Genomic DNA, 22,576 nt, shown 5'->3' with positions numbered 1-22,576 from the left:
TGACACCATGGAGTGCATGTCCACGCCTGTCGCATCCGAGCAGACGCAGGTTGATCCACAGGGAGTAGAGGTCGTCTCTGAGGACAAACCCTGGCGGACGGTCGTCTGGAACGATCCGGTGAACCTCATGTCGTACGTGACGTACGTGTTCCAGAAGCTGTTCGGTTACAGCCGGGACCACGCGACGAAGCTGATGCTCGACGTGCACCAGAAGGGCAAGGCGATCGTGTCGTCCGGTTCCAAGGAGAAGGTGGAGACCGACGTCGCGAAACTCCACGCGGCCGGCCTCTGGGCCACCATGGAGCAGCCTTCATGAACGGATGGCGCCGCAAGGGCGACACCATCGTCGCGGGGTTCGAGCAGCAGGAGGCCGCGGTGCTGCGGGGCCTGGTCAGCCAGCTGGAGGACATGCTCACCGCGCGCGCCGAAGAGGCGCCGCAGGACGAGTTGGCCGAACTGACCGGCATCCGGATGGGCCCGACCGAATCGCCGGACGACCCGGTCCTGTCCCGGCTGCTGCCGGACTTCCACAAGCTGGACCCGGACAACCCGACCCGCGAGGACATCGACTCGGCCGCCGCGATGCGGTCGATCCACGAGCCCGAGCTCCTGGACAAGAAGGTCGGCGTCGCCAAGATCGTGCTGGACACCCTGCCGCGTGACGGCGGGAACGTCCGGCTGACCTTCGAGCAGGCCGACGCGTGGCTGGGCGCGCTCAACGACGTCCGGCTGGCGCTGGGCACCGCGCTCGACGTCACCGAGGACATGCCCGACGAGTTGCCCGAGGACGATCCCCGCGCGCCGCATCTCGGCGTCTACCACTGGCTGACCTGGGTGCAGGAGACCCTCATCCAGTCGCTGACGTCATGATCACCGACGTCCCGGGGGTGCTGGTCGGGCATCACGAGCGGGTCGGCGACGGCTGGGCGACCGGGACGACGGTCGTGCTGGTCCCCGGCGGCGCGGTCGGGGCCGTCGACCAGCGCGGCGGCGCGCCCGGAACGCGCGAGACCAACCTGCTGGAGCCGGAGAACCTGGTCCAGCACGTCAACGCGATCTGCCTGTCCGGCGGGAGCGCGTACGGCCTGGCCGCCGCGGACGGCGTCATGCGCTGGCTCGCCGAGCGGAACCTGGGCATCCCGGTGGGAACCGAACCGCACGAGGTGGTGCCGATCGTGCCCGCCGCGGTGCTGTTCGACCTGCCGCGCAGCGAGTGGGGCAACCGTCCGGACGCCTCCTTCGGTTATGCGGCCTGCGAAGCGGCCGTCGGGGGTCCGGTCGCGCTCGGGACCGTCGGTGCGGGCGCAGGGGCGAAGGCGGGATCACTCAAAGGCGGGATCGGGACGGCCTCGGAGAAGGTCGGGGAGTTCACCGTCGGCGTCGTCGCCGCCGTGAACGCCGCCGGCGAGGCCGTGGATCTCTCGACGGGGCGCGCGTACGCGGCGGACCACGAGGTCGACGGCGAGTTCGGCGTCCGCTGGCCCGATCGGCCTGGTGACGTCGAGGCGAAGGCGGCGGGGCTCAACACGACCATCGGCGTGGTCGCGGTCGACGCGGCGCTGTCCAAGGCGGAGGCGCGGCGGCTCGCGGTGGCCGCGCAAGACGGTCTCGCCAGGGCCGTGCGGCCCGCGCACACGATGTTCGACGGCGACACGGTGTTCGCGCTGGCGACCGGCGATCGGGAACTCCCCGGCGGCGCGGGTCCCGTCGCGGCGGCGCGGCGCGCGTTGGTGCTGGACACACTGTGCTCGGCGGCCGCGCGGGTCTTCGGGCGCGCGATGGTGCACGGCGTGCTTTCGGCCACTTCGGCGGGGGACATGCGCGCGTACCGCGACGTCTGGCCCGAAGCGTTCTCCTGACCACGCGTTTCGTCCTCTGGATGCGGTCCTTGCGTGTGCAAGGACCGCATCCAGAGGACCAAACGCGGGTATGAGTGGCGGCGATCTCAGAGTGTGGACCGGCCCCGTCCAGCACCTAAGATGGGCGACGTGCTCCGGATCCGCCGTGAACTCGTCGACGAGATCGTCGCCCATGCCCGTCGTGACCATCCCGACGAGGCGTGCGGGGTGATCGCCGGTCCCGAGGGATCGGACAGCCCCGAGCGGTACATCCCCATGTTGAACGCGGCGCGCTCGCCGACGTTCTACGAATTCGACTCGGGTGATCTGCTCAAGCTCTACCGCGAGATGGACGCCAACGACGAGGTGCCCGTCGTCATCTACCACTCGCACACCGCGACTGACGCCTATCCGTCCCGAACCGATGTCTCGTACGCCTCGGAACCCGACGCGCACTACGTGCTCGTTTCCACCAAGGACCCCGATTCGCACCAGTTCCGGTCGTACCGGATCGTGGACGGGGAGATCACCGAGGAGCCCGTCGAGATCATCGGCTGAACCCGGGCCTGGGAATAACCCGGCCCGAACAGAACGTCTGCGTTGCAGAGAACCCACCGGAGGTAGAAAACCATGGCCGTGACCGTGTCCATCCCGACCATCCTGCGTACGCACACCGACGGCGAGAAGTCCGTCGAGGCGACCGGCAAGACCGTGCTCGAGGTGATCGACGACATCGAGACCCGCCACGGCGGCCTCAAGGCCCGCCTGGTCAAGGAAGAGAAGCTGCACCGCTTCGTCAACGTCTACGTCAACGACGAGGACGTCCGTTTCTCCGGCGGGCTCGAGGCCGAGGTCAAGGACGGCGACACCCTGACCATCCTGCCCGCCGTGGCCGGTGGCTGATCGATGGCTCGCTTCGAGTCGCTGCTCGACGCGCTCGGCGGCACGCCGCTGGTCGGCCTTCCCCGGCTTTCGCCCACCCATGACGTGCGGTTGTGGGCGAAGCTGGAGGACCGCAACCCGACCGGTTCGATCAAGGACCGCCCCGCGCTGGCGATGATCGAGGCCGCCGAACGCGAAGGCACGCTCCGGCGCGGCTCCACGATCCTGGAGCCGACGTCGGGCAACACCGGGATCGCGCTCGCGATGGCCGCGAAGCTCAAGGGCTACGGCCTGGTGTGCGTGATGCCGGAGAACACCTCGACCGAGCGCAAGCAGCTGCTGCAGGCGTACGGCGCGCGGATCGTCTTCTCCCCGGCCGCCGGCGGGTCCAACGAGGCCGTGCGCCGGGCGAAGGAACTGGCCGAGGCCAACCCGGACTGGGTGATGCTCTACCAGTACGGCAACCCGGCCAACGCCGACGCGCACTACCGCGGCACCGGGCCCGAACTGCTCAAGGACCTGCCGACCCTGACGCATTTCGTCGGCGGTCTCGGCACCACCGGCACCCTGGTCGGTGTCGGGCGCTACCTGCACGAGGTGAAGCCGGACGTGCAGATCATCGCGGCCGAACCACGCTACGGCGAGCTGGTGTACGGCCTGCGGAACCTCGACGAAGGTTTCGTGCCGGAGCTCTACGACGCGAGCGTGCTCAACGGCCGGTACTCCGTCGGCGCGTACGACGCGCTTCGCCGGACCCGCGAGCTGCTGGAGCACGAAGGCATCTTCGCGGGGATCTCGACGGGTGCCGTGCTGCACGCGGCGCTGGCCGTCGCCGAGAAGGCCGCCGCCGCGGGGAAGCCCGCCGATGTGGCCTTCGTGGTCGCTGACGCGGGGTGGAAGTACCTCTCGACGGGCGCGTACTCCGGCTCGCTCGACGAAGCGGCCGAAAGGCTCGACGGGCAGCTCTGGGCCTGATCCGCGTCACCCTGGCCTCGTGAGTGGTAAGGACGGTCAGGGCCAAGGGTGTCTCAGGCACCTAGTGAATGTGGCGGCATTGGTCGTGAGTCCGTGAAGGCCTCCTTCCCTACCCTGAAGGTAGGGAAGGAGGCCTTCACGGACACCAGAACGCCGGCAACGGCACGTTAAGGCTGGCCCAGGTCCCCTCGTGAGTGGCAAGGACGGTTAGAACCGTCCTTACCACTCACGAGACCCAGCGCAAGGGCGACGCTGGCACGATGGCGGGTATGAAGGTCATCGGGTTGCTGGGCGGGATGAGCTGGGAATCGTCGGCCGAGTACTACCGGCTGGTCAACGAACGCGTCCGCGAGTTGCGCGGCGGGTATCACTCCGCGCGCACCGTGTTGTACTCCGTGGACTTCGCCGAGATCGAAGCGATGCAGGCCGAAGGCCGCTGGGACGACGCCGGGCGGGAACTGAACCGCGCAGCCCTCACGCTCGAAGCCGCCGGAGCGGACTTCGTCGTCCTCTGCACCAACACGATGCACAAGGTCGCCGACCAGCTCGTCGACGGCCTGGGCGTGCCGCTCCTGCACCTCGCCGACACCACGGCGACCGCGATCAAGGCCGCGGGCGTCGGGCGTGTCGGGCTCCTGGGCACCGGTTTCACCATGGCCCAGCCGTTCTACCGCGAACGCCTCGCCGCGCACGGCCTCGACGTGCTCGTGCCCGGCGAAGAGGATCGCAAGACGGTGCACGGGGTCATCTACGACGAACTCGTCCACGGCGTCGTCACCGAAGACTCCCGTGAGCGGTACCGCGAGGTCATCGCGAGGCTCGTCGAGGAGGGCGCGGAGGGCGTCATCTACGGCTGTACGGAGATCGAGCTGCTCGTCGGCCCCGAGGACAGCCCGGTGCCCACCTTCCCCACCACCAGGCTGCATGCCGAAGCGGCCGTGGACTACGCGCTGGGCAAGGCCTCACTCCCTCCCGCGGTGTGACGTTCGTGCTGGGCGACGGCCTGCCGCCACAGCCTGTCCTGTTCCTCACCGGTGAAACCGCCGCGCGGCACGCCGAAGACGTCCTCGATCGCCGCCCACCACTCGGCCGGTGATTCCAGCACGGTCTTGCCGCCCGGCAGACCGCTCAAGGTCAGCGCGCGCAGCGAATCCACTCCCTCCGCGTCGCGCCGCTGCACCACCAGCGTGCGGACGAAACCGGAATCCTCGGACGTGGACAGCTCGACGTGCTTCTCGGCGAAGTCGGCCATCACGGCCGCCTCCGGCGCGAAATCCATCCCGACGAAACTGCCCTGCGGATCGTGATCGAGCCGCCAGCCGCCGGGAGTGACCTCCGAGAGCCGTATACGGAACACCAGCGGCCCCTGTTTGTACTCGCCCTCACGCAGCGGGAGCGGCTCGTGGACGCCGTCACCGAGCCCGACGTCGACCAGCCAGCCGGCGTCGGGTTCCTCCGGCAGCCCGGTCACCGTCAGCGCCAGGTGGTTGAGGTGGATCCCGGACCGCGCGCCCGCCATCTGTGCCCCGCTCGGATGCCGGGTGACCTGGTAGCCGAGCGCCCGCAGCAGTGCCGAGAACGCGCCGTTGAGGTGATAGCAGTAGCCGCCGCGGCCGGCGGCGATCCGGCCGAACGACACCGCCGGGTCCAGGGACGTCACCCGGCCCAGCTGGACCTCGAAATCCTCGTATGGCACCCGCTCCACATGGGCCGCGTGCAGCCGGAAGAGCGCGTCGCGGCTCGGCGGCTCGTGCTCGAGGCCGAGTCGCGCGAGGTAGGCGGGCACGTCGACGTGCTCGGAAGAAGGAATCCCCATGTGATCGACCGTAACGGCGCCCACCGACAAATCAGGGTTCTCACGGAGGCGATCTCGCCGTTCGCCGTCGTAGCCTGTGGAGGTGACCACTTTGCCTCCCCTGCCGGCCCCGGCGAGCGAGCCGTCCGGTACGGATCCGGCCAAACGCGTCCTGCCGCCGAACCCGAGGGCCGCGGCGATCGTCGCACTGGCCTTCACCGTGCTGCTCTACCTGGTCGAGCTGGTCGACGTCGTGCTGCCCGCCGACCTCGACCAGGGCGGCATCCTCGCCCGTGACCTCTCCGGGCTCGACGGCGTGCTCTGGGCGCCGTTGCTGCACGCGGGCTGGGGGCATCTGTTCTCCAACACCGTCCCGGTGCTGGTGTTCGCCTTCCTCGCGATGTCCGCGGGCATCGGCCGGTGGGTGCTGGTCACCGCGATCATCTGGGTGCTTTCCGGCGTCGGTGTCTGGCTGATCTCGCCGGGCGGCACGGTGACCGTCGGAGCGTCCGGCGTCGCCTTCGGCTGGCTCGCGTTCCTGCTGGTCCGAGGCATTTTCAACCGCGCTGTCGGGCAGATCCTGGTGGCCGTGGTGCTGCTCGGCATCTGGAGCGGGATGCTCTGGGGACTGCTGCCGGGTGATCCGAACGTCTCGTGGCAAGGTCACCTGTTCGGTGCGCTGTCCGGGGTCTTCGCGGCCTGGTTGATGGCGCGGGTGGACAGGTCCCAAGCCAGGAAAGCGACCGGTCCCGGTAGCCTCGCCGTGTGACCAAGCCGAGCGCCGACGCCCCCATCGGCGTCTTCGATTCCGGAGTGGGCGGGCTCACCGTCGCCAGGGCGATCCTGGAACAGCTGCCCGGTGAGCAGTTGCGCTACGTCGGCGACACCGCCCGCAACCCGTACGGTCCGCTACCCATCGCCACCGCGCGCCAGTACGCGCTGGAAGCGCTGGACGACATCGTCGAAGGCGGGGTGAAGGCACTGGTCATCGCCTGCAACACCGCCTCCGCCGCCTGCCTTCGCGACGCGAGGGAGCGCTACGACGTCCCCGTGATCGAGGTCGTCCTCCCGGCCGCGCGCCGGGCCGTGTCCGCGACGCGCTCCGGCCGCATCGGCGTGATCGGCACCGAGGGCACCGTGCGGTCGCGCGCCTACGACGACGCCTTCACCGCCGCGCAGGATGTCGAGATCACCAGCGTCGCGTGCCCGCGGTTCGTGGACTTCGTCGAACGCGGGATCACCACCGGGCGCCAGGTGCTCGGGCTCGCACAGGGCTATCTCGAACCACTGCTGGACGCGCAGGTCGACACGCTGGTCATGGGCTGCACGCACTACCCGTTGCTGTCCGGGGTGCTGCAGATCGTCATGGGCCAGGACGTCACGCTGGTGTCCAGCGCCGAGGAGACCGCGCGTGACCTCGTGCGCGTCCTCACCGAGGCCGACCTCCTCGCCGAGCGCGACACCCCGCCGCGGCACGAGTTCGTCGCCACCGGATCCGCCGAGCCGTTCACCAGACTCGCTCAGCGGTTCATGGGCTTCGCTCCGGGTGTGCTGGCTCCCACCAGCGCCTAAATCGCCGATTCCGTGCTTAAGGTGTCACAGTGCGTCTCACGATCCTCGGCTGCTCCGGCAGCATCCCCGGGCCCAACGCCGCCGCGTCCGGCTACCTGATCGAGGCGGACGGGTTCGTCCTGGGGCTCGAACTCGGCAACGGGACGCTCGCCAGGCTTCAGGCGCTGCGCGACCCGTTCGACCTGGACGCGCTGATCCTGTCGCACCTGCACCCCGATCACTGCGCCGACGTCAGCGCGCTCACCGTGCTGCGGCGCTACCACCCCGCGCTGCCGTACCCGGCTAGGCCGCGGCGGCTGCCGGTGTACGGGCCGTCGGACGTGCGGGAGCGGCTCACTTACGCGTACGCGGCGAACGAGGACGAGCGGGCGACCACCGATCTCTCGGACGTCTTCGCCTTCGACGTCCTGCGGGCCGAGCCCATGAAGATCGGGCCGTTCGAGGTCACCGCGGTCCCGGTCGACCATCCGACCCCGGCCTTCGGCCTGCGGTTCGCGCACGGCGGCAAGACCCTCGCCTACACCGGGGACACCGGCGTCTGCGACACCCTGGCCGATCTCGCGGGCGGCGTCGACGTCCTGCTGTCCGAAGCGTCGTGGACCGACTCGCCCGACCGGCCCGCCGGCGTCCACCTGTCCGGCAAGGAAGCGGGGGAGCTGGGACGCAAGGCCGGGGTCGGGCGGCTGCTGCTCACCCACGTCGCGCCCTGGACCGACCGCGACGCGGTCCTCGCCGAGGCGGCCGTCGCGTTCCCCGCGGCCGAGCTGGTCGAGCAGGGCGCCGTCTACGACCTCTGACGCGGGGTTCTAGAGTGGCTGCCGTGGCGAGAAAAGACGGCAGGAACGACGACCAGCTTCGCGACATCAAGATCACCCGTGGCTTCCAGCGGTGGCCCGCGGGTTCGGTGTTGATCGAATTCGGCGACACCCGGGTGCTGTGCGCGGCGAGCGTCACCGAAGGCGTCCCCCGCTGGCGGGCCGGTTCCGGCCTCGGCTGGGTCACCGCCGAGTACGCGATGCTGCCGTCGGCGACCAACACCCGCAGCGACCGCGAATCCATCAAGGGCCGCGTCGGCGGCCGCACCCACGAGATCTCCCGGCTGATCGGCCGGTCCCTGCGCGCCTGCATCGACCTGGCGGCGCTGGGGGAGAACACGATCGTCATCGACTGCGACGTCATCCAGGCCGACGGCGGCACCCGCACGGCCGCGGTGACCGGCGGCTACGTCGCGCTCGCCGACGCTGTCACCTGGCTCGGCGCGGCTGGCCGCCTCGCCGACCCGCAGCCCCTTTCGGCTTCGGTCGCCGCGGTGAGCGTGGGGGTCGTCGACGGCCGCGTGCGCCTCGACCTGCCCTACGAAGAGGACTCGCGCGCGGAGGTCGACATGAACGTCGTCGCCACCGACGCCGGGACCATGATCGAGGTGCAGGGCACCGGTGAGGGCGCCACCTTCGCCCGGTCCACTTTGGACAGCATGCTGGACATGGCCCTCGCGGGTTGCGAGGAGCTGACCCGTCTCCAGACCGAAGCCCTCGCGTTGCCGTATCCCGGCGAGCTTCCCGAGCCGCGTCCGGACAAGAAGAAGGGCGCGAAGTGACCAAGCTGCTCCTCGCCACCCGCAACGCGAAGAAGCTCGGCGAACTCCGGCGCATCCTGGTCGCCGAAGGGATCGAGGGCGTCGAGGTCATCGGCCTCGCCGACGTCCCCGAGTTCCCCGAAGCACCCGAAACCGCTCCGGACTTCGAAGGCAACGCGCTCGCGAAGGCCCAGGACGCGGCCGCCGCGACCGGTCTCCCGGCCATCGCCGACGATTCGGGTATCACCGTCGACGCGCTCAACGGCATGCCGGGCGTGTTCTCGGCACGCTGGTCGGGAAAGCACGGCGACGACGAGGCGAACCTGGATCTCGTGCTGGCGCAGCTGTCCGACACCCCCGACGAGCGCATGGGCGCCGCCTTCGTCTGCGCGGCCGCGCTGGTCGTCCCCGGCGGCGACGAAACCGTGGTGCGCGGGGAATGGCGCGGCTCGCTGATCCGGGAACGTCGTGGTGCCAACGGATTCGGGTACGACCCGATCTTCGTGCCCGAGGGTGAGACTCGGACTTCCGCGGAGCTGGAACCGTCCGAAAAGGACGAAGCTTCGCATCGGGGTAAGGCGTTGCGCGCGTTGGTGGGAGAGCTGAGGAAGCTGGCCGGCTGACCGTCAGAGGATCCGCACGTTGGGCCCGAGTTCGTCGAGTCCGGTTATGCGGGCTTTCGGTCGTGCGACGAGAGTGATGTCGAGGTCCGCCAACGGCCTGACGTCCACCGCGCCCCCCTTGTCGTCGGCGTAGATGAGGACGTCCTTCAGCGTGGGGTGCGAGGCGAGTGGGCCGAGGTCGCCCAGAGCGCAGTACGAGAGATGAAGCGACGTCAGTGGAATTCCGGCCAGCGGGGTCAAATCCGTCATGTCGACGGCGGTCACCGACAGGTAGGTCAGGCCGGGGAACGTCTCGGCGATCAACCGTGCGGTGATTCCGGTCTTCACTTCGCTGTGCAGGCTCAACATGTCGATTCCGGGAATCGGCGGTGTGGCGGCGAGTGCGCGACGAGAACACTCCCACAGACTGAGCGTGGTCAGTGAGGTCATCGCGGTGAGGGCTTCGAGACTTGCGACTGACTGCAGGTGATCGAGCGTCAGGCTACGCACCTGCGTCAGGCGGCTGAATGCTTCCAGCCCGCGCCACGGCGTGGACCGGAAGAGGGTCAGCTCTTCGAGTGCCGCCAAGGAACTCAGGGCTTGCAGCCCGGTGTACTTCTTGGCGAAGTGCAAGCTGACCGCCGTCAGCGCCGGGTGGTCGGTCAACGAGGTCACGTCCACAGCGGCGTTTTCGTTGAAGTCCAGGTCGACTACCTGAAGAGCGGGGACGTCCGCGAGCAGGCCGAGATCGGACTGTTTCTCGGAGCCGGGGAGTCTTACGGACAAGGCGTCAAGATGGCGAAGCCTTCCCGTGTACGGCACCAGCCTGCCGGCATTGACTTCGAACTCGCCGTTCCACAAAGGCGAATCGGCCAGCACTTCGTCGGCGAAGCGTTCCGGATCGAAGTATTGCCAAGCCTCACTGAGCTGCTTTTGGACCTTCTCCCGACCGTCTTGGGCGTAGCTGCGCAGAAGCGGCAGGGCGTCGTCGTCCGCGGTGAGCGTGGCCGCCCGGACGGCCGCGGCCGCCGCCGCCTCGCTGAGCCCGTCGGTGTTTTCCGGGAGATAGCGCAAAAGCCGGGGTCCGACAGAGGCGAGAGACTGGGTTTCCCGAAGGTCTCGTGGTGGGACGAGATGCTCTCGGATGACCTGTTCGACTCGTTCGATCACGGCCGGATCGACGTTGCTGACCGTCTCCAGGCAGGCCGCCGCGAGCAGCCGCAAGCGACGGGTGTGCCGCTGTTCCGCGTCGGCACGATCGAGGATTTCGGTGAGCAGCTTGTCGGCCTGATGGTGTTTGGCGTGACCGCAGGCCATGATCACGGTCTCTCGCCAAGTGTCCCGATGCGCGTTCGCGATCAAGGTGTCCAGATAGCGTGCTTCGGTGGCCTCGTTCGCGGCGAGAAACTCCTGGAAGGTCCGGTGCACGAAGTCCACCCGGCCGTTCACCGGCTCCCGCAGCACACCGCTGCGTTCGAGGAGATGGTTCAGTACTTCTTCGGCGTCGTAGTCGACGTGCGGGATCCAGCGCAGCCGATAGGCGATGTGCTCCAGGACCTCGTCCTTCGGCAGCTCGACCTTGCCACTGGAGGTGAGCCGCCAGGCGAGATGCCCGAGCAGGATCTGTTTCTGCTGTTCGGTGAGCAGGACGGTGATGCTGCGCGCGGTGTCGCGCAAGTGCAGCAGCATCGACAACGCCTTGCGATACAGGTCCATCCGGTCGCGCGGCAGTTCCGAACGGTGCGCCCAGTTCAACGCGCACAGCATCGAGCAGAGCAACGGGCTCGAAGCCAGTGTGCGCAGATGTGGCCGGTTGCTCAATTGGCTCAGCAGCCGTCGCCGGGCTTCGTCGAGATCCTCTTCGGGACGGACCGAAACCGCCGCCTCGTACCATTTGTCGACGAGCGCGTGGATGTCGTTGGCGCTCATCGGTTCCAGCAGAACGGAGCCGAAGCCTTCCTGGTACAGCCACCGCTGATCGGCCGCTGCGCTCCGGGAGGTGACGACGAAACGTGCTTCCGGATAGGTCAGCCCGAGTTCGTGGAGCCAGTCCTTGACCTTGCGGCGGCGGGGAGGTTCGACCTCGTCGACGCCGTCGACCAGGATCATCGCCTTTCCGCTTCGCAGCACGCGGTCCGCCCAGTTCGCAGGTGCCCGTCCGGCGAGCGTGGGGGCGGCGTGAGTCACGAAGTGTTCGGCGCCGGGGAGTTCGCCGGAGGCGAAGCTCCGCAGCCGGATCGGGAACGGGACGAATCCGTTCCACGAAGCCAGCTTCCCGGTGAAACGCCCGCCCGCCGCGCTGATCGCGAGCCAGTTCAGCAGAGTGGTCTTGCCGGAACCCGCTTCGCCTCGGACCAGTGTCCGATGCTCCTCACCGATCGCGCTTTCCGCCCGCATGGTCGTCCCGTCACGGCGGGCGGGGTGCTTCTCGAACCAGTCTTTCGGCCGGTCGTCGCCGCGCGATCTTTCCGAAGACACGGAAAGGCTGAGGTAGGCGACCGTCAGCGGCAGCGTCGGCTGGTCGTCCTTGGTCAACCCGAGCAGATCGAGCTTGTCCAGTTTCCGTGCGAGCAGGCTCAGGTACTCCTCCCTGAACTCCGCGTCGTGGTCGGTTCCCGCAGGAGCGGTGAGGCTCGTCTTCGGGACCCGCGCGAGGAGTTGGTCCAGCTGGTCCGATTGCCGGGTCAGCCGTCCCAAGATCTCGGCGAGCGTCGTCGGCTGGAACGACGGCAGGTGCCGCACCACCATCACCAGGTGGCGGCAAGACTGATCCAGTGCCAGCTCGTACAGATCCGCCGCCCGCCCGGCGAGCAGGGCCGAGCGAGCGGGAAACTGTTCGCGGACGCGCCGGGCCAGGAGTTCCGGGTCGGCGTCGTCCGCCAGGAGGGCTTCATCGGAGAGATCGACCCTGCCGAGCGTGTCCTCGACCGCGAGGAACGCCGCGGTGATCTCGTTCTCGGGCAGCGTCGAGAACCGTGCGACGAGGACCGGTTTCAGCTCTTCGGCCACTTGGAGGCCGATCGTCTCCACCAGATTCTCGAGCTTGCGTTGTTCCAGCGGCCCTTTGAGTTCGTCCGCCGCCAGTTCGGCGAGGCTGGACTCGCGTTCGGTCTTCTTCCGCCGTCGTTGCAGCCACGACTTCGCCGCGTGCGTGGCGATACTGCCGCCCAGTTTGAGTGCGGGTCCCTCCAGCCCCGTCATCGTCAGGACGCCAGGGAGAGGTCCCGCAGCAGCTTCGCGACGTGGCCGGTCGCGCGCACGTTGTACTGCGCCACGGCGATCTTGCCCTCGGGGTCGACGACGAACGTCGAGCGGATGACGCCTTCGTAGACCCTGCCGTAGTTCTTCTTCTCGCCGAAGGCGCTGTACGCCTTGAGGACGGTCTTCTCCGTGTCGGACAGCAGCGGGAAGGTCAGCCCCTCCGCCTCGACGAACTTCGCGAGCTTCGCGGGCTTGTCGGGCGAGATGCCGAGCACCTGGTAGCCGGCGTCGTTGAGTTGCGCGAGGCTGTCCCGGAAGTCGCATGCCTGCTTCGTGCAGCCCGGCGTGCCGGCGTTCGGGTAGAAGTACACGACGACCGAATTGCCGCGGAAGTCGCTGAGCTTGACGTCGTTGCCCTCGCTGTCGGGGAGGGTGAAGTCGGGCGCTTTGTCGCCGGGGGAAAGTCGCTGCTCGGTCATGACGCACACGGTAGCGAATCGGCGGCGTCAGACCTTTCCGCAGTACTTCGCGGCGACAGGCTCCGAAGGGCTGGGCCGCACCTGAAGGCGCAGCCTCACCGGCCTGTCCGGAACGGCGAAGGCGAGGTTGAGCTGGACCGACCGGCCGGGCGCCACGTCCTTGCCCGCGTCCGCGATGCCGTTGTACCCCTGCACGGGGTCGACGACCTGTTTGACCGCGGCGGTCTCTCCGTCGACCTCGCCCGTGACGGACAGGCCGGAGAGCCGGTAGGTGCCCTCGCCCGCGTTCGTCACCTCGATGCCGAAGGCCACCGCGCGCGGGCTCTGCGGGTACGCGGACGCGCTGGGACGGAACGCTTTCGGCGCGGAAACGGAGATCGTGACCCCGGTCGCGAACCGGTGCGGGGCGCCGAAGGCGAGGTCGCCTTCCGCGTGCGTCGCGGCCAGGCCCTGCGCCGGAGTGTCCGCGCCGAGTACGGCGGCCCCTTTTTCCGGTGCCGGAACCCCGCACGCGGCCGCCAGCAGCAACGAGCAGGCGGCGATCAAGAGCTTCGGGGTGCGCGGGGGCGCCATGTGGGGTTACTCCAGTCGGCGGTGCGGGTGGGCCGTTCGAGGTAGGTATTAGTGCCGAAGAGTCCAGAGTGACGGTCTTCCGGAGCCGAGAGGAGCGGCGAGGCCGGGTTGACGCGCACCTGGTGTACAGCCGTGGCCGATCCGTGACCGGAAGGACACGACTAGTGACAGTCGTCACCTCGGTGGCACATCGCCGAGGGGTCAGACGGCGAAGGCGAAGAACAGGATGAAGATCGCCAGTCCGGACACCCAAGCCACGATCAGCCAGCCGAAATCGCGCATCGGATCGACCGCCCGGCTTTCTTCGCCCGGGACGTAGACGCCGCGCTCTTCGAACCAGTCGGCCCATCGGGTCAGCCAGCGAATGGGGCTTCGAGACGCCATGTCGTCACAGTACGGGTATGGATGGGCCGCGTCAGCCAAGGAGTGGCCGCCCAAAAGGGCGAATCGGGCGCATCAGCTATCGCCCACTAGGCCCTTTTGCCCAAGTTGTACACCCGTCAGGCTGTAACGATGGCGCTGGGAATAGATATCTACAGTCGCTTTCAATCGGTTACCAATTGGCAGGCTGTCAAGGATCACGGCGTGACCTTCGTCTTCGTCAAGCTCACCGACGGCGGTGGCCTGCCGAACGGCGGGCGCAACACCGGCGACGCGCTGGTGGCGGGCGCGAGATCCGTGGGAATCCCGGTGGGCGGCTATCACTACGCTCAGGCGAGCCCCTCGCCCGAGGCGCAGGCCGACGTGTTCATCGCGGAGGTCCGGCGGCTCGGGGCGACCGGCTGCGTCCCGATGCTCGACCTCGAGGACCACCCGCCGGGTTCGGGGGCACCGAACATCCCCGACGGGCGTAAGCGGGACTTCTCGATCAGGTTCTGCGACCGCGTGGCCGGACACGGGTTCCGCCCCGGGATCTACATGAACAACTCACTCGCCAAGATGCTGCGCCCCGACCAGTTCGACGTACGGGACCTCGTCATCTGGATCGCGCGCTACGTGGCCAAACCCGATGCCGCGGCGGGCCGCTACGACGTGCACCAGTACTCGGACGCCGGTCATATCCCCGGCATCCGCGCGAGCAGTGTCGACCTCAACGAGTCCTACACGAACGCCCACTTGACCGGCGGCGGCGCCGCCCCGAAACGGAAGGCGACGACAGAACTCATGGAACGCAGGACCATTCCCGCCAGCAAGGACACCACGTCGGTGCGGCTGCTGCTTTCGGGCAGCGAAACGGCCGCGATCATCGTGCGGCCGCGTATCGACGGCGACGGCATCTCCGAAGCGCCCGTGTGGCAGGGCAACATCTACGCCTGGGGCAGCGACAAGGTCGGTGTCGGCGGGAATCCCACGCAGACACCCGGATTCGACCCGAAGACCGTTTCGCACCGGCGGTACCACCTGCCGGGCGCGGTGTGGGCCGACTTCGAGTACAGCTCGACCGCGGACTTCGAGATCGACATCGTCGGCTGAGCCCGGAAGTCCGTGAAGGCCTCCTTCACTACCTTGAGGGTAGGGAAGGAGGCCTTCACGGACTTCCGGCCGCCCTCACTGATCCGCGCTCATGGCCTCCCGATCCGACGCCGGGAGCCAGTGCCGCTCCGGATCGAAGGGCCGGTAAGCGGAGCGGACGTGCTCGATCAGCAGCCGCAGCGTGGGGTGCCGGTTCTCGTGCCGCCACAGCAGGGAGAACGGGTACACCGGCGTCGGGTCGACGAGCGGGATCTGGACGACGTCCGGATGCCAGGGCACGTGCATCTTCGCGCCGACGAAACCCAGCCTGTCCTTCGACTCGCTCAGCACCTCGATGTGGTGTTCGAGCCCGAAGTTCGGGCCGTCGGTGTCGACCAGGATGCCGAACTCCGGGCACAGTTCCTGCCAGAACTCCGCCCATTCGCTGGCCCGTGCGTTGTAGGGCATCCACGCCGTCAGGCCGTCGAGTTCCGCCATCGCGACCCGGCGCCGACGTGCGAGTGGATGCCGCCGTCCGACCAGCAGGTTCGCCGGTTCCAGGTAGGCGGGCGTGCGGCCGATCCCCGGGGACGGCACGGTGCTGACGCGGGCGAAGGCGGCATCGACGGACTCGGGCAGCAGGGACCGGCGCAGCGCGCCCAGCCCGGGCGTGACGAGCTCCAGTTCGTCGTCGTGGTCGGCGTGGAAGGCCCGGATGACCTCCATGGTCGCCAGCCGCGTGCCGAGGACGTCGACGCGCAGCGCCCGCCGCCTGCCGTGGAGGCGCTCGACGGCCTGGTCCGCGAGGCTGATCAACGTACGGGCGTGCTTGAGGAACTCCTCGCCGTCTTCGGTCGGCTCGGCCCCGCCGCGCGTCCGCGACAGCAGTCGTACGCCGAGATCCGACTCGAGTTTCGCGACGCGTTTGGAGATCGCCTGCTGGCTGACCTCCAGCCGGATCGCCGCCTCGCCGAAGTACCGGTCATCGGCCACCGCGACGAACGCGCGCACCGCGCCCAGGTCCAGCTCCATTGTGCACTCCCTACAACTTCTGGTTGTCGCTGGTCGCGTGTCGCTTGTTGGACAACACCGGCGACGCTTGGGTCCAATCGCCGCGTCGGACCGGAATCGTACAACCGTGGGGAGTGGCCGGTGGACTCCTTCGTGCACCTGCACGTTCATACCGAGTACTCGATGCTCGACGGCGCGGCCAAGATCGCGCCCCTGTTCGCGGAGGCCCAGCGGCTCGGCATGCCCGCGGTGGGCATGACCGACCACGGGAACATGTACGGCGCGGACGAGTTCTACCGGCAGTCCGTCCAGGCGGGGCTCAAACCGGTGATCGGCATCGAGGCCTACGTCGCGCCCGAGTCCCGTTTCCACAGGAAACCGGTGTTCTGGGGACGGCGTGGCGACGGCGGCGACGTCTCCGGTGGCGGCGCCTACACGCATATGACCATGCTTGCGGAGAACGCGACCGGGTTGCGGAACCTGTTCAAGCTGTCCTCGCTGGCCAGCCTGGAGGGCTACTACCGCAAACCCCGGATGGACCGGGAGCTCCTCGCCCGGCATCACGAAGGCATCATCGCCACCACTGGATGCCCGTCCGGCGAGGTGCAGACCAGGCTCCGGCTCGGGCAGCCCGGCGAGGCGATCCAGGCGGCGTCGGACTACCGCGACATCTTCGGCGCGGACGACTTCTTCCTCGAGTTGATGGACCACGGGCTCCCGATCGAGCGGTCCGTGCGGGACGGGCTGCTGGACATCGGGCGCAGACTCGGGCTGAAACCCTTGGCCACCAACGATTCGCATTACGTCACGCGGGGTCAGGCGTCCGCGCATTCGGCGTTGCTGTGCGTCCAGTCCGGCAAGACCCTCGACGATCCCGGCCGGTTCAAGTTCGACGGCGACGGCTACTACCTCAAATCCGCGGAGGAGATGCGGGAGTACTGGGACACGGAAGTGCCGGGAGCGGCGGATTCCACGCTGCTCATCGCCGAACGGATCCAGCCCTACGACGACGTCTACCGGCACGTCGACCGCATGCCGGTCTTCGAGGTTCCCGACGGACACGACGAGGAGTCCTGGCTGCGCGAGGAGGTCGCGGCCGGGCTTCGCCGCCGTCTGCCGGACGGTGTCCCGGAGGCGTACCTCGCCCGCGCCGACTTCGAGATCGGTGTGATCGCCGACAAGGGTTTCCCGGCGTACTTCCTGATCACCGCCGACCTGATGAACCACGCCCGCCGCGTCGGGATCCGGGTCGGGCCCGGCCGCGGTTCGGCGGCGGGCTCGCTCGTGGCGTACGCGCTCGGCATCACCAATCTGGACCCGATCGACCTCGGGCTGCTCTTCGAGCGGTTCCTCAATCCCGAGCGGGTCTCCATGCCGGATATCGACATGGACTTCGACGACCGGCGTCGCGGCGAGATGATCAGGTACGCCACCGAAGAGTACGGTGCCGAGCACGTCGCCCAGGTGATCACCTTCGGCACCATCAAGACGAAGGCGGCCATCAAGGACTCCGCTCGTGTCCACTATGGACAGAGTGGGTACGCGATCGCGGACCGGATCTCCAAAGCGCTCCCGCCGCCCGTCGCGGCGAAGGACATCCCGCTCGCCGGGATCGTCGAGCCGGACCACGAGCGGTACGCCGAGGCGGCGGAGGTCCGCGCGCTGCTGGAAGGCGACGGCGAGGCGGCCAAGATCTTCGAGACCGCGCGCGGGCTCGAAGGCCTGATCCGCAACGCCGGCGTCCACGCCTGCGCCGTCATCATGTCGAGTGAACCGCTGCTCGACGCGATCCCGTTGTGGCGGAGGGACGACGGCGCGGTCATCACCGGCTGGGACTATCCGTCGTGCGAGGCCATCGGCCTGCTGAAAATGGACTTCCTCGGCCTGCGGAACCTCACCGTCATCGGCGACGCGCTCGACAACATCAAGGCCAACCGCGGCGAGGAGATCGATCTCGACACGCTCGGCGTAGACGATCCGGCGACCTACGAACTGCTCGCCCGCGGCGACAGTCTCGGCGTCTTCCAGCTCGACGGCGGCGCGATGCGGGATCTGCTGCGCAGGCTGAGGCCGACCGGTTTCGGCGACATCATCGCGGTGAACGCGTTGTACCGGCCGGGTCCGATCGCGATGAACACGCACAACAACTACGCGGACCGCAAGAACGGCAGGCAGCCGATCGAGTCGATCCATCCCGAACTGGCCGGGCCGCTGCGCGAGATCCTGGCCGAGACGCACGGCCTGATCGTGTACCAGGAACAGATCATGCGGATCGCGCGTGACGTCGCGGGATATTCCATGGGCCGGGCCGACGTGCTGCGCAAGGCGATGGGCAAGAAGAAGAAAGAGGTACTGGAGAAGGAGTTCGAGGGTTTCCGCGATGGCATGGTCGCCAACGGCTTCTCGCGCGAGGCCGTGCAGGCACTCTGGGACGCGATCCTGCCGTTCGCCGGCTACGCGTTCAACAAGTCCCACGCCGCCGGCTACGGCCTGGTCGGCTACTGGACCGCTCATCTGAAGGCGAACTACCCGGCCGAGTACATGGCGGGGTTGCTGACTTCGGTGGGGGACAACAAGGACAAGTCGGCGGTCTACCTGTCGGAATGCCGTCGGCTGGGGATCAAGGTGCTGCCGCCGGACGTCAACGAATCGGGGCTCCGGTTCTCCGCGGTGGGGGACGCGATCCGGTTCGGGCTGGGCGCGGTGCGCAACGTCGGCGCGAACGTCGTCGACTCGATCATCAGGACCCGGCGGGAGAAGGGGAAGTACGCGTCGTTCACCGACTTCCTCGACAAGTCGGAACTGGTGGCCTGCAACAAACGCGTCATCGAATCCCTGGCCAAGGCCGGCGCGTTCGACTCGCTGGGGCATACGCGGCTCTCGATCCAGCGGGTGCACGAGGACGTGGTGGACGCCGTGGTGCCGTTGAAGCGCAAGCAGGCGATGGGCCAGTTCGACCTCTTCGGCCCGGGCGAGGAGAGCGACGAGGGCACCTCGCCGCTCGCGCACCTCAAGCTCGGCGTCGAGGAGTGGCCGCGTAAGGAACTGCTCGCGCACGAACGGGAAATGCTCGGCCTGTACGTGTCCGCGCATCCGCTCGACGGGGCGGAACGCGTGCTGCGCGGTCACGCGCCCCGGCCGATCGCGGCGATCCTCGACAACCCGCCGCGCGAGGGGGAACTGGTCGTCGCCGGGCTCATCACGTCGCTGGAGCGGCGGGTGAACAAGAAGGGCGAGCCGTGGGCGATCTGCACGATCGAGGACCTCGACGCGGCGCTCGAAGTGCTGTTCTTTCCCAAGGCGTATGCGCTGTTCGCGGCGGATCTCGCCGAGGACAACGCCGTCCGCGTCAGCGGGCGGGTGAACTGGCGGGAGGACAAGATGTCCGTGTTCGGCGGCGGTCTCGTGCCGCTCGATCTTTCCGCGGCGGAGGATGGGGAACCGCCGCTGACCCTGCACGCGACCGCCCAGCGACTGACCGAGGACGCGGTCCTCGAACTGAAGCGGACTTTGCTGGCGCACAAAGGACGAACACCGGTCCGGGTGAAACTCTCCGAGACGGTGTACGCCCTCGACGACTACCCGGTCGCCGTCAGTTCGATGCTCCTTGGCGAGCTGAAGTCCATCCCCGGCATCACACCGAGCTGCGCCGCAGCAACCTGAGCTGTCCGATCTCCGACACGTTCTTCATCAGTTCGGAGTTCACCCAGGCGACTGTGTGGGCGAAGGTCAGCCCGGCCTCCTCGCCCCACGGATAGGCGGAGGGCGCGTCGAGATCGGCGTCGGTCAAGCGATCCAAGACGGCCAGCCATTCTTCGTGAAGCCCGCGCAGCCATTCGACGGTGGATTCTTCACCGGGCCAGGTGATCTCCTCGCGCTCGCGCGGAGTCCGCCCGTTCGCGTGATCCAGCGCGACACTCCACCACCAGCCGATATGCCAGGTGAGCCAGGCGATCGTGGGGACCGGGATGGGGTCGGGTTCGGTGTCGGCCCAGTCGGGAGTGCCGTCCGGCCGGATCGTCCAGCAAAGCGCCGACGGCTTCCAACGGAAGTCCGCCGGTTCGAGGTCGGCGAGGTGGTATTCGAACAACGACCAGGTCAGATCGAACTGCCAGCGCGACAGTTCGGTACGCGATGCGGACACCCGCGGGATCCTTCCTCCGGGACAGGGCGGCCGCAACCGGTTTACCGTGCGGGCATGACTACTCATGTCGCGCGGCTGAACGGCCGGACGGCGACCGCCGAAGAGCTGGCGCAGCTCGCCTTCGCCGGTTTCGCGCACTTCACGGCCATGCAGGTGCGTGACGGCCGCGTGCGCGGTCTCGACCTGCATTTGGACCGGCTCCGGACCGCCTCGCTGGAGCTGTTCGGCGACGCCCTGCCCGACGACCGGATCCGTTCGTACGTGCGCGAGGCGCTGGAGCCCGGCCCAGCCGATGTCTCCCTCACCGTGACGATCCACCAGCCCGGGGAGCTCGAAGTCCTGGTGCGCACCCGGCCGCCGGCGTCCGGTCCGGCGGGGCCGCTGGCGCTGACGGCCGTCGGCCACGAGCGCGTCCTCCCGTCCATCAAGCACACCGGCGAGATGGCGAAGACGTACTTCCGGCGGCGGGCCATCGGCGAAGGGTTCGACGACGCGGCGTTCGTCGACCGCCGGGGAAGGCTGAGCGAGGCGACGATCTGGAACCTCGCGTTCTGGGACGGCGATACGGTGGTGTGGCCCGACGCCGGCCTGCTACGGGGAACGACGATGGGCATCGTCCAGCGGCGGCTGGGCGCACTCGGCGTGCCGCAACGGGTCCAGGAGGTCACGATCGCCGGCCTGCCGGCGCTCGCGGGCGCGGTGGTCATGAACTCGTGGACGCCGGGGATCGCGGTGCGCCGGATCGGCGCGGCGCCGCTGCCCTCCGCCCCGGCGTTCGTCGCGGCACTGCACCAGGCTTACGAATCCGAACCTCTCACGCGACCTTGAAGGGAAGACGCCGATGAAAATCCTCGTGGTCGGTGCCACCGGGACGATCGGGACCGCGGTCACCGAAGCGCTCACCGCGCGCGGCCACACCGTGCTCCCCGCGTCCCGCTCCAGTGAGATCAAGGTGGACGTCGAGCAGCCCGCCACGTTCGACGCGCTCTTCGGCGCCGAGCCGGGGATCGAGCACGTCGTGTGCTGTGCGGGGAGCGGCTCGCTGGTGCCGGTCGACGACGGCACCGACGAAGAGTTCACCCAAGGGCTGCGAGGAAAACTGCTCGGGCAGGTGTTCCTGCTGCGGCGCGCGATCCCGCGTCTGCCGGACGGCGGCTCGATCACCTTGACCGCAGGCCGGATCCCGGAGACGTTGCGTGGCAGCGCTTTCGGCGTCCTGACCAACGCCGGTCTCGAAGCGTTCGTCGCCGCGGCTGCGCGCGAACTGCCGCGCGACCTCCGGGTCAACGCCGTCAGTCCCGGCTGGGTGAGCGAAACCCTCGCCGCACTCGGCGAACAGGATGGCGGCACCCCGGCGGCCGACGTCGCGCGGAGCTACGTCGAGGCCGTGGAGAACGCGGACCTTACCGGACGCACGTTGGTGCCGTAAGTCGCTTGACCCCGCTGCCACAGTGGACAGTCGTGACGATCCATGACAAGGACAGACAGGAATTCCTCCGGCTGGCCGGGCTCGCGACGCCGATGGCGCTGCGGGTCGCCGTGACCTTGGGACTACCGGACCGGTTGTCCGGGCACGGCGCGGCCGTCGACGAGCTGGCGGCGGAGCTGGGCCAATCCCCGCTCGCGCTCGATCTGCTGCTGGGGCACCTGGTCACCCTCGGCGTCCTCGAACGGACATCGACCGGTTACCGCACCACCGACTACGGAGCGAAACTCCGCGCCGACGCCGGGAACGGTCTGGCCGGGCTCCTGGACATGAACGCCGCCGGCGGGCGGGGCGAGCTGGCGTTCATCGAACTCGCGCACAGCGTAGCCACCGGCCAGGCGGGGTACGTCCGCCGCTACGGCAAGGACTTCTGGACCGATCTCGCCGAGCAGCCCCAGCTCCGGGAGACGTTCGACCGGCAGATGACCCAGCGGTTCCTGACGCAGGTGCCGAGGCTCGTCTCCGGGTTCGACTGGTCCCGGTTCGGCACGCTCGTCGACGTCGGCGGAGGCCACGGCAGCCTGCTGGCCGCGATCCTGAAGGCCAACCCCTCGATGCGCGGCCATCTCGTCGACCTCGCGCCGACCGCCGCGGCCGCGGAACAGGAACTGCGCGCGCAGGGCCTCGAAGACCGCGTCGAGGTCACCGCGGGCAGCTTCTTCGACCCGCTCCCGGCCGGCGCGGACGCCTACCTGCTCTCCGACATCCTCCACGACTGGGACGACGAGCACGCCCAGCACATCCTGGCCCGCTGTGCCGAGGCGGCCGAGCCCGGAGGCCGGGTCCTCGTCATCGAGGCGGTCGGCGGGATCGGGGCGCAGACCGAGTGGGACCTGGTGATGCTCGTGCTCTACGGCGGCCGCGAGCGGCGCCTCGACGAACTTCGCGAGCTCGCCGCCGCGCACGGACTGGTCTTCGACTCCATCACCACGCTGACCGAGGAGCGAAGTCTGCTGGAGTTCCATCGCGAAGATATTCCTTGACAAGAAT

General features: G+C 68.6%; 24 protein-coding genes. 17 read left to right on the top strand and 7 right to left on the bottom strand.

Annotation, left to right across the window (positions count from 1 at the left end; genetic code table 11):
• Window positions 1-16: 16 nt before the first annotated feature.
• The 7 genes from clpS (at window position 17) to AC069I_RS24055 (ending at window position 4,678) form a co-directional block, all read left to right on the top strand.
• Entirely contained in the window at window positions 17-316 is a 300-nt protein-coding gene (gene clpS / locus AC069I_RS24085; RefSeq protein WP_005165655.1) for an ATP-dependent Clp protease adapter ClpS, read from the top strand.
• Window positions 313-870: a DUF2017 domain-containing protein gene (locus AC069I_RS24080; protein WP_034308812.1), complete on the top strand. Its 558-nt coding sequence runs from the start codon at window positions 313-315 to the stop codon at window positions 868-870. The genes clpS and AC069I_RS24080 overlap by 4 nt, the downstream gene beginning before the upstream one ends.
• Window positions 867-1,859, top strand: coding sequence for a P1 family peptidase (locus tag AC069I_RS24075; RefSeq protein ID WP_478228617.1), 993 nt, complete (start codon window positions 867-869; stop codon window positions 1,857-1,859). The genes AC069I_RS24080 and AC069I_RS24075 overlap by 4 nt, the downstream gene beginning before the upstream one ends.
• Before the next feature lie 120 nt (window positions 1,860-1,979).
• Complete coding sequence (locus tag AC069I_RS24070; RefSeq protein WP_016336788.1) at window positions 1,980-2,396, top strand: M67 family metallopeptidase; 417 nt, start codon at window positions 1,980-1,982, stop codon at window positions 2,394-2,396.
• A gap of 72 nt (window positions 2,397-2,468) precedes the next feature.
• Window positions 2,469-2,741 (top strand): MoaD/ThiS family protein, encoded by a 273-nt coding sequence (locus tag AC069I_RS24065; RefSeq protein ID WP_478266441.1) that lies wholly within the window; start codon window positions 2,469-2,471, stop codon window positions 2,739-2,741.
• Window positions 2,742-2,744: 3 nt separating this feature from the next.
• Entirely contained in the window at window positions 2,745-3,695 is a 951-nt protein-coding gene (locus AC069I_RS24060; RefSeq protein ID WP_340683700.1) for a PLP-dependent cysteine synthase family protein, read from the top strand.
• 269 nt (window positions 3,696-3,964) lie between these two features.
• Window positions 3,965-4,678, top strand: coding sequence for an aspartate/glutamate racemase family protein (locus tag AC069I_RS24055; RefSeq protein ID WP_478266492.1), 714 nt, complete (start codon window positions 3,965-3,967; stop codon window positions 4,676-4,678).
• Here the strand turns inward: AC069I_RS24055 and AC069I_RS24050 are convergent.
• Window positions 4,639-5,511 carry an arylamine N-acetyltransferase family protein gene (locus AC069I_RS24050; protein WP_478228618.1) on the bottom strand — a complete coding sequence of 291 codons (873 nt, stop codon included), beginning with the start codon at window positions 5,509-5,511 and terminating at the stop codon, window positions 4,639-4,641. The genes AC069I_RS24055 and AC069I_RS24050 overlap by 40 nt on opposite strands.
• A gap of 82 nt (window positions 5,512-5,593) precedes the next feature.
• On the opposite strand from AC069I_RS24050, the gene AC069I_RS24045 reads away from it, so the two are divergent.
• The 5 genes from AC069I_RS24045 to rdgB are packed head-to-tail and all read left to right on the top strand — an operon-like array spanning window position 5,594 to window position 9,261.
• Entirely contained in the window at window positions 5,594-6,259 is a 666-nt protein-coding gene (locus AC069I_RS24045; protein ID WP_478228619.1) for a rhomboid family intramembrane serine protease, read from the top strand.
• Window positions 6,256-7,062 carry a glutamate racemase gene (murI, locus tag AC069I_RS24040; RefSeq protein ID WP_340683698.1) on the top strand — a complete coding sequence of 269 codons (807 nt, stop codon included), beginning with the start codon at window positions 6,256-6,258 and terminating at the stop codon, window positions 7,060-7,062. Before AC069I_RS24045 ends, murI begins: the two co-directional genes overlap by 4 nt.
• A 29-nt stretch (window positions 7,063-7,091) precedes the next feature.
• Window positions 7,092-7,859 (top strand): MBL fold metallo-hydrolase, encoded by a 768-nt coding sequence (locus AC069I_RS24035; RefSeq protein ID WP_478228620.1) that lies wholly within the window; start codon window positions 7,092-7,094, stop codon window positions 7,857-7,859.
• Between the two features lie 23 nt (window positions 7,860-7,882).
• Complete coding sequence (rph, locus tag AC069I_RS24030; protein WP_478266440.1) at window positions 7,883-8,659, top strand: ribonuclease PH; 777 nt, start codon at window positions 7,883-7,885, stop codon at window positions 8,657-8,659.
• Window positions 8,656-9,261, top strand: coding sequence for an RdgB/HAM1 family non-canonical purine NTP pyrophosphatase (gene rdgB, locus AC069I_RS24025; RefSeq protein ID WP_478266439.1), 606 nt, complete (start codon window positions 8,656-8,658; stop codon window positions 9,259-9,261). The genes rph and rdgB overlap by 4 nt, the downstream gene beginning before the upstream one ends.
• A gap of 3 nt (window positions 9,262-9,264) precedes the next feature.
• On the opposite strand, the gene AC069I_RS24020 is transcribed toward rdgB, so the two are convergent.
• From AC069I_RS24020 to AC069I_RS24005, 4 genes are all read right to left on the bottom strand, one after another.
• Window positions 9,265-12,441, bottom strand: a complete 3,177-nt coding sequence (locus AC069I_RS24020) for an NACHT domain-containing protein (protein ID WP_478266438.1) — start codon at window positions 12,439-12,441, stop codon at window positions 9,265-9,267.
• Window positions 12,442-12,443: 2 nt separating this feature from the next.
• Window positions 12,444-12,920, bottom strand: coding sequence for a thioredoxin-dependent thiol peroxidase (gene bcp, locus AC069I_RS24015; protein WP_478228623.1), 477 nt, complete (start codon window positions 12,918-12,920; stop codon window positions 12,444-12,446).
• A 27-nt stretch (window positions 12,921-12,947) separates the two neighbouring features.
• A complete protein-coding gene (locus tag AC069I_RS24010) occupies window positions 12,948-13,493 on the bottom strand; it encodes a hypothetical protein (RefSeq protein WP_340683692.1) in 546 nt (181 codons plus the stop codon).
• A gap of 201 nt (window positions 13,494-13,694) precedes the next feature.
• Window positions 13,695-13,877: a hypothetical protein gene (locus AC069I_RS24005; RefSeq protein WP_034308775.1), complete on the bottom strand. Its 183-nt coding sequence runs from the start codon at window positions 13,875-13,877 to the stop codon at window positions 13,695-13,697.
• 129 nt (window positions 13,878-14,006) lie between these two features.
• Here AC069I_RS24005 and AC069I_RS24000 point away from each other — a divergent pair, with 129 nt between their 5' ends.
• Window positions 14,007-14,966 carry a glycoside hydrolase family 25 protein gene (locus tag AC069I_RS24000; protein WP_478266437.1) on the top strand — a complete coding sequence of 320 codons (960 nt, stop codon included), beginning with the start codon at window positions 14,007-14,009 and terminating at the stop codon, window positions 14,964-14,966.
• Window positions 14,967-15,041: 75 nt separating this feature from the next.
• On the opposite strand, the gene AC069I_RS23995 is transcribed toward AC069I_RS24000, so the two are convergent.
• Window positions 15,042-15,977 (bottom strand): LysR family transcriptional regulator, encoded by a 936-nt coding sequence (locus AC069I_RS23995; protein ID WP_478231795.1) that lies wholly within the window; start codon window positions 15,975-15,977, stop codon window positions 15,042-15,044.
• 120 nt (window positions 15,978-16,097) lie between these two features.
• Between AC069I_RS23995 and dnaE the strand changes: the two genes are divergently transcribed.
• Window positions 16,098-19,619, top strand: a complete 3,522-nt coding sequence (gene dnaE / locus AC069I_RS23990; RefSeq protein WP_478266436.1) for a DNA polymerase III subunit alpha — start codon at window positions 16,098-16,100, stop codon at window positions 19,617-19,619.
• Here dnaE and AC069I_RS23985 read toward each other — a convergent pair.
• Complete coding sequence (locus AC069I_RS23985; protein WP_478228628.1) at window positions 19,591-20,100, bottom strand: DinB family protein; 510 nt, start codon at window positions 20,098-20,100, stop codon at window positions 19,591-19,593. The two genes, dnaE and AC069I_RS23985, sit on opposite strands and share 29 nt — an antisense overlap.
• A 54-nt stretch (window positions 20,101-20,154) precedes the next feature.
• Between AC069I_RS23985 and AC069I_RS23980 the strand changes: the two genes are divergently transcribed.
• The 3 genes from AC069I_RS23980 to AC069I_RS23970 are packed head-to-tail and all read left to right on the top strand — an operon-like array spanning window position 20,155 to window position 22,569.
• Window positions 20,155-20,928 carry an aminotransferase class IV family protein gene (locus AC069I_RS23980; protein WP_478266435.1) on the top strand — a complete coding sequence of 258 codons (774 nt, stop codon included), beginning with the start codon at window positions 20,155-20,157 and terminating at the stop codon, window positions 20,926-20,928.
• Window positions 20,929-20,941: 13 nt separating this feature from the next.
• Complete coding sequence (locus AC069I_RS23975; RefSeq protein ID WP_478266434.1) at window positions 20,942-21,529, top strand: short chain dehydrogenase; 588 nt, start codon at window positions 20,942-20,944, stop codon at window positions 21,527-21,529.
• 32 nt (window positions 21,530-21,561) lie between these two features.
• Window positions 21,562-22,569, top strand: a complete 1,008-nt coding sequence (locus AC069I_RS23970; protein WP_478266433.1) for a methyltransferase — start codon at window positions 21,562-21,564, stop codon at window positions 22,567-22,569.
• The last annotated feature ends 7 nt before the right edge of the window (window positions 22,570-22,576 follow it).

The sequence above is a fragment of the Amycolatopsis sp. NPDC043885 genome, assembly GCF_056435685.1.
Note: the sequence above shows the minus strand (reverse complement) of the source record. Positions and strands in the feature narration are given on the sequence as shown.

Excerpts from the sequence above, each read along its gene's own strand:
- AC069I_RS24060 (WP_340683700.1), top strand. The coding sequence starts at position 2,745 with ATGGCTCGCTTCGAGTCGCTGCTCGACGCGCTCGGCGGCACGCCGCTG.
- AC069I_RS24020 (WP_478266438.1), bottom strand. The coding sequence starts at position 12,441 with ATGACGGGGCTGGAGGGACCCGCACTCAAACTGGGCGGCAGTATCGCC.
- bcp (WP_478228623.1), bottom strand. The coding sequence starts at position 12,920 with ATGACCGAGCAGCGACTTTCCCCCGGCGACAAAGCGCCCGACTTCACC.
- AC069I_RS24005 (WP_034308775.1), bottom strand. The coding sequence starts at position 13,877 with ATGGCGTCTCGAAGCCCCATTCGCTGGCTGACCCGATGGGCCGACTGG.
- AC069I_RS24000 (WP_478266437.1), top strand. The coding sequence starts at position 14,007 with ATGGCGCTGGGAATAGATATCTACAGTCGCTTTCAATCGGTTACCAAT.
- AC069I_RS24050 (WP_478228618.1), bottom strand. The coding sequence starts at position 5,511 with ATGGGGATTCCTTCTTCCGAGCACGTCGACGTGCCCGCCTACCTCGCG.
- AC069I_RS23980 (WP_478266435.1), top strand. The coding sequence starts at position 20,155 with ATGACTACTCATGTCGCGCGGCTGAACGGCCGGACGGCGACCGCCGAA.
- AC069I_RS24065 (WP_478266441.1), top strand. The coding sequence starts at position 2,469 with ATGGCCGTGACCGTGTCCATCCCGACCATCCTGCGTACGCACACCGAC.
- AC069I_RS24010 (WP_340683692.1), bottom strand. The coding sequence starts at position 13,493 with ATGGCGCCCCCGCGCACCCCGAAGCTCTTGATCGCCGCCTGCTCGTTG.
- AC069I_RS23995 (WP_478231795.1), bottom strand. The coding sequence starts at position 15,977 with ATGGAGCTGGACCTGGGCGCGGTGCGCGCGTTCGTCGCGGTGGCCGAT.
- AC069I_RS24075 (WP_478228617.1), top strand. The coding sequence starts at position 867 with ATGATCACCGACGTCCCGGGGGTGCTGGTCGGGCATCACGAGCGGGTC.
- AC069I_RS23975 (WP_478266434.1), top strand. The coding sequence starts at position 20,942 with ATGAAAATCCTCGTGGTCGGTGCCACCGGGACGATCGGGACCGCGGTC.
- AC069I_RS24055 (WP_478266492.1), top strand. The coding sequence starts at position 3,965 with ATGAAGGTCATCGGGTTGCTGGGCGGGATGAGCTGGGAATCGTCGGCC.
- AC069I_RS24070 (WP_016336788.1), top strand. The coding sequence starts at position 1,980 with ATGGGCGACGTGCTCCGGATCCGCCGTGAACTCGTCGACGAGATCGTC.
- AC069I_RS24080 (WP_034308812.1), top strand. The coding sequence starts at position 313 with ATGAACGGATGGCGCCGCAAGGGCGACACCATCGTCGCGGGGTTCGAG.
- clpS (WP_005165655.1), top strand. The coding sequence starts at position 17 with ATGTCCACGCCTGTCGCATCCGAGCAGACGCAGGTTGATCCACAGGGA.